The sequence below is a fragment of the Ectobacillus antri genome (assembly GCF_003852715.1).
Classification (GTDB): Bacteria; Bacillota; Bacilli; order Bacillales; family Bacillaceae_G; genus Ectobacillus; species Ectobacillus antri.
Genome location: NZ_RIAV01000043.1, coordinates 1 through 9,355, shown reverse-complemented (window position 1 = coordinate 9,355; position 9,355 = coordinate 1). Strand labels below are relative to the sequence as shown.

Here is a 9,355-nt window from a genome sequence, read left to right as displayed (position 1 = left end):
ACTACTACAACCATAAACGGATCAAGGCAAAATTAAAGGGCATGAGCCCGGTTCAATACCGGGCTCATGCCCAAGAGGCTGCCTGACACACCCGTGTCTAACTTTTGGGGGCCAGTTCATCTTCAGTGCTTCTTACGTTTATGTAATAACAGCAGAATATAATGGAATCTCTTTATCCTTAGAAAACCTGAGGAGTCTAGAAACTTTATGATCAGCAAATCCCCCCACAGTTGTAGTGGACAGGTTAACTGAACGAGAAAGTAAGCAAAAGTTCTGCATAGCATGTCCGGCTTCAATGAGTGCAAATCTATAGCCTCTTTCTCCATATTTAACAATTGTACGACCCAGTTGGGCAGCTAGAAATATTACTGCTTGCGATTCTCTGATCCATTCAAAACCAAAAATATCCTCAATTTGTTCCCTAAAATTACCCTTTGATAATATTTCGAGTGTATCATCTAGTACATTGTAATGGAATATACCTTTCTCTATCCTTTCACAATTGTTAATCAATATATAACACTCTAAAGGAAATCTAGCACCTGCTGATGGGTAATATCTTCTATTTTTCTGAGTGATATTCTTTAATCCAAATGAATACTTTAGTATATATGAAAGTTTTTCAAATGTTAATATTTCTTCTGAAGAGGTGCGCAAAGATTCGCGTCCCTGAAGAGCTTCAACTAAAGACATGGTACTCGTTATATAATTGCTATTCAGTTCAATTGCAGGAAATCTAGGGTAAGTTTTAAATTCTAGTTCAGTCCATTCTTTTGGCCAGTGAGATGAATCTGTCCAAGTTTCTTTTTTCATGTGTCTTCCTTCAATGCAACTAGATTCATGATAACTCATATAATAATTAGTCATTTTCATAATTAACATACTCACTCCTTTTCTATAGAAATGGATGTGGAATTTTATTAAAACCAAAACTATTAAACTCGTGTATGCGCTCAGTCCAACATATGTTAGATTCATCGAGATGCATAGGCTGAAGTTTAGGTACAATGACCTTTACTACTTTTATACCGAAAGAATCAATTTCTCTTACCCCTATGTCAGTAATTAAAATGTCTTGTCCTTTTGCTATAGTTGAATGAATTAAATTATTAATATTTTTGCAACTAAAACCTTTATAATCTTGAAATTTTGAACTAAACGTAGTAGATTTATCCAGATACTCTAGCTTATCCTGCATTTCCCTATTCAGCCACAGGTATGCTCTTAATTCTCCTGAAATGATTTTATTATAATCATTTATTAACTCTTTAAAAATTTCTTTAGCATGATTCATTCTCTCCCTCATAGGAGATCTAAAGCATGTAGCTTCTAATAATGCACCCTCAACAGCTGATACGATATCAAAGGAAGCTTTAGAACCGACGGTTATAGCTGGACCCACTCCAGAAGTGTCCATTATTCTAACTGCTACTATTGGTACGGGGAGGTCTAGAGAGTAATCATAAATATCTAATTTTAGATCACAGGCTTCAATTTCTTTTATAAGCCAATCTATAGATGGGTATTTTTTTAAATCTATTTTATTAAACCTACATCTTGTTAATGAACAATAATGAATTATTGTGGTTGCATCTCGTTCTAAAACTTCTAATAATCCCCTCATAACTGCCTTGCCATAAGTAAAGCCAGCAGCGGCACCTGTTGTAAGGGGATCCCTTAGAACTGGTTCGTTATCACTGAAAGCATATGGTAAATACACCAGTTGAGCAGGGATTAATATATAGTCTTGATTCTTCCATGACCAAGCAGTTGTCCAATACATTTTAGAATCCTTTATATATGCACTGTATTCTTTATTCAAAGTTTTATCATGTGAAATAAAAAGGGTTGGATCTACAACTTGCTTTTTACTGTAGATTAGGTTGTTATAGCTATCAAAATCTAATTTTTCTTTTTCATAGAGAGATAAACTATACCTTTCAGCCCCTTCCATAAGGGCTTTTAAAGTTGCTACCCTCACATCAAGTGAACGCCCTCCCTCTGCAGGACTATGAAAGTATCCTCCACTTGATAGTAAATTAGTAGGGGTTAACTCAGCTCGTACTGTGGGGAATCTAGGTTCATCCCCCCATAGATATTCCTCTTCCCCTAAATATTTAATAATACCTATAGATGAATCTATCATTGAAGATAAGTATGGTAGATAGTTTAAAGCATTTGGCTCTTTCCTAACCATTTCCTGTACTAATTTTTCTGCGGTAAACGGTCTATATAGACTGTTCAATGTATGACCCCTCACTCTGTAAACAAGTTTTACAATTAAATAATTCCATTACTGGAGAAAATCTTATCCTGTTAGAAATGATTTCCCTTCTTAAAACATTACCAATTGTTATTGGTACATGTTTTAAATGGATATATCTAAACACTTCTAAACAGGTTTCATTTATAGCATAATCATAAAGAGCCTTACCATAAACACCATTTTCGTGGGATTCCGTAGTATTGAGAGATAGTTCTAGTACCCAATCTGGTACGATATCTCTTACATTGCTAGATTGAAGTCTATTCCAATAACATTCAAAACACGCTGAATTACCAGAAAGTACAAAAGGTCCTAACTCAAAATTAGTACCATAAGTTCTACAACTCAAAAAAGGTACGCCCTTTAAAACTGCTATGTTATTAAGCTTTAAGTGTTGTTGAATGTTATGTACATTATCTAGTAATAATATGAGGTTTAGCGCTGATTTATCAATTTGAACGTATTCTAAATCCTTGTTTCTAAAAAAAGTTACATTGTGTTTATCTAAATTGATAAGAAAGTCGTTATCTGTACTTTCCTGCATAAAATTTATTAGTTTCTCTTCAAATATGTCTAATAATCTGTCTTCTCCAAATGTATATAAATTTAAATGGTTGAATTTATTGTATTCTGTGTAATTTGATATTGCCCTATTAATTATTCTCTTTTCGTTTAATTGGATTAGAAAATCCTCTAACAGGTCCTTTTCTAAATCTAGTTCCAAATTGAATATATCTTGAAAGGAAAATTCTTTATCTTTGTAGCTTTCCCATAAGGTACTAAACAAATGTGCACCCAGTCCTCTTAGAATTGTACCCTTACCCTCCTTCTTCCAGAATAGACAGATTTCATTATCTTTTTCCAACAAAGAGAATTCTTTACTAAACAAATACTGATCCATTTGAACACTCCTCGCAAATCTTCTTCATATTAACACCTTTTTGGTATATTAGGTTTCATTCTTCTATATTTGATGTTCCCCACTTACAGATAAAAAGGTGAAGTTTAGTGTGTATCGTTCCCCACTATGTACAGCTTCTACTGCATGGTAAGATTTCTGATTTATTGCTAATCCCACTCCCGTGTTATGTATCGGATGTATAACTTTTGATAAATCCTCGGGATTAGGAGTGTTAAATATACCCAAAGAACCACCATCCTTCTCTTTCCAACCTCGGTTAAGATATAATAGAAATCTATGAGTAAAGAAGAACTGATCCCTAAAACCAGGCTTTACATAATCGGTATGTATTAAAGTACCTTGTCCAGGTAAATATTTATTAGCTGAAATTGTAAATCTGTCTTCAAATTTAACTCCAAAGATATCTTCAACTTTAACTTTAATAGCTGAGAGATTTTCTATTGAGAAAAAATCAGCAACTTCGTTAGGGGTGTTTTCTGGGGACAAGTGAAAGGCTGAGGAACGATAAAATTGCTCTTTTCTTGGTATAAACATATCTGTGGTCTCAAGCCATGTTAGAATTCTGTCGGCTTCTTCATGGGACAAAACCTCTTGAACATTAAAGTGTGTGAATGGCTCGCTAAATCTTTGAATGTTCTCAAAACGCAAAATAGAACTAATTTTAGATAGCTTGTTCATATATATCCTCCTAATAATTTTTTATATTTCTAAAATTATAAAAGGAGGTGGATAATGAAATATCACTCCCTCCTTTTTAGTAGGCTATGTTCATAAACTTTTCGGCTACGGGAAACCTTGCTTCTGCCTATCCCTTGTAGCCGGTAAGCTCCGTGTATGTATCAAAATTAACAGCCAGTATGAAACATAGCTACTTAACAATTCCTTTTATTACTTTTCTTCTTTGCTTGTTTCCTCAGTAGCTTTTGTTTCAGTTTGATGTCCAGTCCAGAAACTTCTTCCGTTGTCAGAAGATGGATTTACTACAGCATGGCTAGCTGGTGTAGAATCCCATTCTTGAGAAGTTATTGAAAATTCAGTGAATTTGAATTCTTTTTCCATTTTATCGCCTCCTTTCTGAATACAATTTTATACTTAGATATCCATTATAGTCAATATATTCTAAATATTAACCCTTATAAAAAATATACTTCTATTTTAATTTTTTTGAAAATCATAGATAAACAATTTTAAACATAATACAATGTAGTTATAACAGGCGTTTTGATTAACTAGAAAAAACCAAAAAAGAACACCTTTCTTGTAGAATGTAAGTGCGATCTAACAAACTCAAGAAGGGGTGTTCCCTCTGAAACAGTCTACCACATTCCTAAATTGGATGTGAAAATGCTCATTCAGTACCTCTTGACCGTAGCTGTTTCAGAGTGGAAAAGCTTTCAGCATGGTGCGGATGTTGCCAGTGATGACGGTTCCCCACGCATTCATTACTCCACGTTTTCCAAGAAAACAAGTGCCATATCGTTCTCTCCCACGAAGCGTGTGTTCCATATCATCGTTCGCAAATGCAACCGCGCTTTGAGACGGGCACTGAAGTTTCCCAAGCCTTTGCTTACCGTAGACTCTACGACGATGACGGTCGGAAAGGCGCGCTTACCTTAAGCAGGGAGCGTTCAGGTGTGAAGCTTTATGTGGCATACACTCCCACGACAGAGATACCGCTTCAAGTCTTGGAAAACATTGGTTTGACACATAATTGCCCAGTCGGATGACAGTTGGCCCACGCTGATTTCATCCTTGTAGAAGACTGTGCGTATGGTAAATTGAAGCATTTTGACCAGTTTGCCAAGGGTATTCAGCTATTTGTCATTTGTTTGCAGGAAAACGTGAAGCTGCATCGCCCCAAAATGCTACAGCGTTTGGCAGAGCCGAGCTCTCCTGTTCTTCGGGATGTAACGTGTCAACTTGGTACAAAGCAAAATCGTACGGAGAAACGGCATCGCGTCGTGAGCCTCCAAGATGACGAGGGGAACAAGATGTGTGTCGTGACAAATGTGATGAACGTATCTGCGAAACGAATTGCCGACATGTATAAAACCTGCTGGAACATAGAGACGTTTTTCCGTTGGATCAACAGCATCTGAATGTTCCGGTGCTATTTGAGACGACTAAAACATTGTGTTCAATCAGTTGTACGTGGTATTACTGGCTTACATATTGTTGATATGGCTCTTTCAACAAGCGAAACCACATTCCCTTCGTGACTGCTCATTCGCATCTTTCACCCGTGTGCTTCTTTGTGCCCCCTTGTCAGTGGACTGGTAAGGGGCCACCGCTCTCGTGCCCAAGTGAGTCCGAGATTTCTTAGAGAGAGGTCTGCTTATTTTTGGTTAATCAACACGCCTGTAGTTATAACGAAAATTATTTAGAGATGTAGAGAGGAGTAAATAAATGATTAAATTTAGCGACTTTTCAAAACTATGGGTTGGAGAGACTATCTCTATGTTAGGGTCCCAAATATCAACTTTAGCAATTCCCTTGACAGCAGTAGTTTTCTTAAATGCTTCACCAAAGGAAATGGGGATTATGCAAGCAATGGCAACCCTACCTTTCTTCCTCTTTAGCCTCTTTATAGGGGTATTAGTAGATAATAGAAAGAGAAGACCTATATTAATAATGTCTAATATAGCCAGTTTAGTATTGCTCGCAAGTGTTCCTCTGTTATACTGGCTTGATACTCTTACAATTAGTATACTTGTCATTGTTCAATTTTTTATAGCTAGTATGGCCGTCATCTTTGAATTAACATACCTTTCATATTTACCTACTTTAATAGATAAGGATAAAATTACAGAATGCAATAGTAAGCTCGAAGGTAGTAGGGCAGTTGCACAGATTGCAGGTCCTAGTGCTGGTGGGCTTTTAGTCCAAATCTTTTCTGCTCCTTTTGCGATTATAATCGATTCTCTTTCTTATTTGTTTTCTGTAATATTTCTTATGCAGATTGATAAAAAGGAGGAGGCTCCGCAGAAACCTAATAAAGTGAAGGTATTTAGGCAGATTGGTGAGGGGATAATTACCCTTGTTAGAAATCCTATTCTTCGTTCGCTCTCGGTTAGTACAGCTTTATTAAACTTTTTTGGTAGTGCTTTCTCTTCTTTATATGTGATTTATGTTATTAAAAATTTATCAATAAATTCTTCTTCCCTAGGAATAATAGTTGGGATCGGGAGTATAGGAGCATTAGTAGGTGCTACCATTGCTACAAAATTAAATAAGATTATAGGTATAGGCAATACAATAATATTAGCAAGTCTTATTTCGGGATTAGGAGTGATATTAGTTCCTGCAATCACAACAACGAATTTTCTTATACTTGTCTCAATACTTGTATTATCTCAAATCTGTATTGGGTTAGGTGGTACTGTATACTTTATAAGTCAAGTGAGCTTAAGACAAGCTGTTACACCTAACCATTTAATGGGAAGAGTAAATGCAAGTAATAGGTTTATAAGTAGAGGATTGATGCCTGTGGGTGCCTTATTAGGTGGAATAATAGGTGAAGTAGTAGGAGTAAAGTATACTTTAATTCTTATATCTATAGGTGCATTCTCACCTGCTATATGGACATTATTCACTCCAGTGAAGAAACTTAAAGATATTTCTGAGTTAAATTCTGAAAATCAGGTAAGTTAAGGTAGAAGTCAATTAAGGGGTGAAACAATAAGTGGCCTATACAAAATGGAACTTAGAGAGAATCTTTGAAGAAGATAAAGAATGGAGTCAAATAATATTAGAAATAGATAGTCTAAAAAAAGATGTTGATGAGCTAAAAACTCAGTTAGATGTCTCTGTACAAGATAGTCATTGGCAATATCAGAATCTAGAGGACATATTAAAGAAATTTGATAAACTGCTTAGAAAGTTAGGGAAAGTAGATTCCTTTCTCAAATGTAAAAAATTAGATAATTCCAATCAGGAAATTCCAAATAAGATTCTCAATGAGCTTAATGATGCCTTATCTTTATATCAAAGAGTTAATAATAACTTTAATTCTATATTGGCTACTCTAGACTATGATTTCCTAGTAGAAAGTAATCAAGCACTACTCTTTAAGCAAGTTTCTTTTCAACTTAAAGAAAGAAAGGGATTTTATAAGAATTCTTCAAATAAAGTTAGCGAAGATGAACTTCAGGAAGCTAAAGTTAATGAACAAGAATATTATTCAAAGATCTCGTCAATAGTAAATTCCAGTATAGAATTTCAAGATAGAGAGCTACTTGTCAAAGAGTTGCTTGCTAATATTAATAGTAATGATACCAGAGTAAGAAGAGAATCTTTTCAAAACCTTAATGCCGTCTTGATTAGAGGTTCGGAAGATTTATTTATAATTTTCAAAAAAATAATGAAGTATAAAAAAAGGAAATACCATAGTAATTCATACGAAAATGGTAATCTTATTTATTCACTTGAATACATCAACAAAATCTCAATAAAATCCTTCAATCAATTTGAAATTGAGCACAGAAATATAAAGAAACCTGTATTGGACTTTCTAAAATGGAAAGCAGACAGGTTAGAAATTAAAGACTTGTCCTGGGTTGATTTATATGTCAATTCTGGTGACATTAAACTAAGATTTACATTTGATAATGCAAAAGAGATAATTTTATCTAGTTTTAAAGAAATAGATAAAAATTTATATATGGTAGCTAAGAAAGTATTCGCAGAAAATTGGATTAATGTTACTAAGCATAATTATACTAACAGTGGATTTTGTCTAAATATAGCTGCTATTGGGGAATCGAGAATATCAGTTAATTTTACTGGTAGTTTTAGAGATGTACTGGCCATAGCTCATGAAATTGGTCATGCATTTCACAACTATGTTATAAGAAACCTACATATATTTAACCATAATTATTCACTTTGTATAGCGGAAGCTATAGCAATATTTTGTGAGAACGTAGTTTTTAACGAAATGATTTCTAGAACCAATAAACATGAAGAAAAAGTTTTTCTAATGGAGACAAGGCTACAAGATGCAACCTTTTATCTATTAGAAATGTATTCATGTAGCCTGTTTGAAAAGCGTATCTTTGAGCATGACAATAAAAGTATGATCAACAATCATAGGGATTTATCTCGTCTAATGGTGAAATCTCAGCAAGAAGTTTTTAATAATTGCCTTTTGGAATATTCCCCTACCCTCTGGATTACGCAAAGACATTTTTATAATACAAACTTCTCTTTTTATAATATATCTTATTCCATAGGATATCTAGTGAGCCTATTCCTTCTTTCTATTTTTAAGGATAGAAATGGGCATTTCTCTCATATTCTTATGGGGGTTTTATCGGAATCCGGAAGTATGATGCTAGAAGATTTATTCGTTAAATACACTGGAATTGAATTTATGTCCAGTACTTTTACAAAATCAGTAGAAACACAATTACAAAATTTCTTGAAAATTAAAGATTTTAATATTTAGATTATTATGAATGCATTTATATACAGCCATATTGAAGAATTGACATCTGCGTAAGGATTGAAAGAACCGTGCGTACATATTGATCCTACAGATATTCCTTTTAGTAGACAAGGGAGGTGAAGTGCATAAACTATAAGAAGTTCTTAGAAATTTATAAGCAAGGACCCGAAGAGATATATCGCTTATTCAAAGTAAAGTGGATCCCATCGTCAAGACACAGTTTTTAAGAATCTAAGGTGGGGGTAGGACAAGGGAGTTCTACTTGGTGGCAGCCAGGGGAGATTGTATTTGACACGAGGAGGGAGGTTCCCACCGTGATCTGTTTTGACAGTGTATATTCGTTCTTAAGGACTAGCCTTTAAGAGATAGCTAGCGTTTGGGAGGTTAGTCCGTAAGAATGATTGACAAAAGGGGGAGGTTGGGAGGCTTCCGCTTGTCTATGAAAGAAAGAGGGAAGCGGGTGTTTGATAGTCCAAGGATTGATGCGGCGGCTCGTGATTATATATAAGTGAATAATTTTTTCAGCCTCTGATGCCTAAAACCTTCCCTTCCTGTCTACACTGTTTACTAGAAAAGGCAGGGACAGGAGTTGGTAAAATGAAGGGTTCTGGTGCAAAAATCTCAAAACAGTCGCAATTAATCTCTAAAGCTTGGACATACTGATACTATTACTCTAAAAAAGGGCGTGATCAGTATGGAAAAGCAAAATCTGTTCAAGTGG

Annotated in this window: 9 protein-coding genes; 4 read left to right on the top strand and 5 right to left on the bottom strand. The window is 34.9% G+C overall.

The features are described from left to right. Positions 1–86, top strand: an 86-nt coding sequence (locus tag EEJ45_RS17610; protein ID WP_164464214.1) for an IS3 family transposase, incomplete at its 5' end; no start/stop codon positions are given. 52 nt (positions 87–138) lie between these two features. Here the strand turns inward: EEJ45_RS17610 and EEJ45_RS17605 are convergent. The 5 genes from EEJ45_RS17605 to EEJ45_RS18540 all read right to left on the bottom strand — a co-directional run bounded on the left by EEJ45_RS17605 (position 139) and on the right by EEJ45_RS18540 (position 4,247). Further along, a complete protein-coding gene (locus EEJ45_RS17605; RefSeq protein ID WP_164464338.1) occupies positions 139–882 on the bottom strand; it encodes a SagB/ThcOx family dehydrogenase in 744 nt (247 codons plus the stop codon). A gap of 13 nt (positions 883–895) precedes the next feature. Further along, positions 896–2,245 carry a YcaO-like family protein gene (locus tag EEJ45_RS17600; protein ID WP_124566057.1) on the bottom strand — a complete coding sequence of 450 codons (1,350 nt, stop codon included), beginning with the start codon at positions 2,243–2,245 and terminating at the stop codon, positions 896–898. After that, positions 2,229–3,167, bottom strand: a complete 939-nt coding sequence (locus EEJ45_RS17595) for a hypothetical protein (RefSeq protein ID WP_124566056.1) — start codon at positions 3,165–3,167, stop codon at positions 2,229–2,231. The genes EEJ45_RS17600 and EEJ45_RS17595 overlap by 17 nt, the downstream gene beginning before the upstream one ends. 63 nt (positions 3,168–3,230) lie before the next feature. Next, positions 3,231–3,866 (bottom strand): cyclophane-containing peptide 2OG-Fe(II) oxygenase YhhC, encoded by a 636-nt coding sequence (gene yhhC, locus EEJ45_RS17590; RefSeq protein WP_124566055.1) that lies wholly within the window; start codon positions 3,864–3,866, stop codon positions 3,231–3,233. A 210-nt stretch (positions 3,867–4,076) separates the two neighbouring features. Continuing rightward, positions 4,077–4,247: a hypothetical protein gene (locus EEJ45_RS18540; protein WP_164464337.1), complete on the bottom strand. Its 171-nt coding sequence runs from the start codon at positions 4,245–4,247 to the stop codon at positions 4,077–4,079. A gap of 671 nt (positions 4,248–4,918) precedes the next feature. Between EEJ45_RS18540 and EEJ45_RS17585 the strand changes: the two genes are divergently transcribed. From EEJ45_RS17585 to EEJ45_RS17575, 3 genes are all read left to right on the top strand, one after another. Beyond that, on the top strand, positions 4,919–5,287 hold the full coding sequence (locus EEJ45_RS17585; RefSeq protein ID WP_124566054.1) for a transposase: 369 nt from the start codon (positions 4,919–4,921) through the stop codon (positions 5,285–5,287). A gap of 307 nt (positions 5,288–5,594) precedes the next feature. After that, positions 5,595–6,839, top strand: a complete 1,245-nt coding sequence (locus EEJ45_RS17580; RefSeq protein WP_124566053.1) for an MFS transporter — start codon at positions 5,595–5,597, stop codon at positions 6,837–6,839. Between the two features lie 31 nt (positions 6,840–6,870). Then, positions 6,871–8,634, top strand: a complete 1,764-nt coding sequence (locus EEJ45_RS17575) for a gluzincin family metallopeptidase (RefSeq protein WP_124566052.1) — start codon at positions 6,871–6,873, stop codon at positions 8,632–8,634. Positions 8,635–9,355 lie beyond the last annotated feature (721 nt).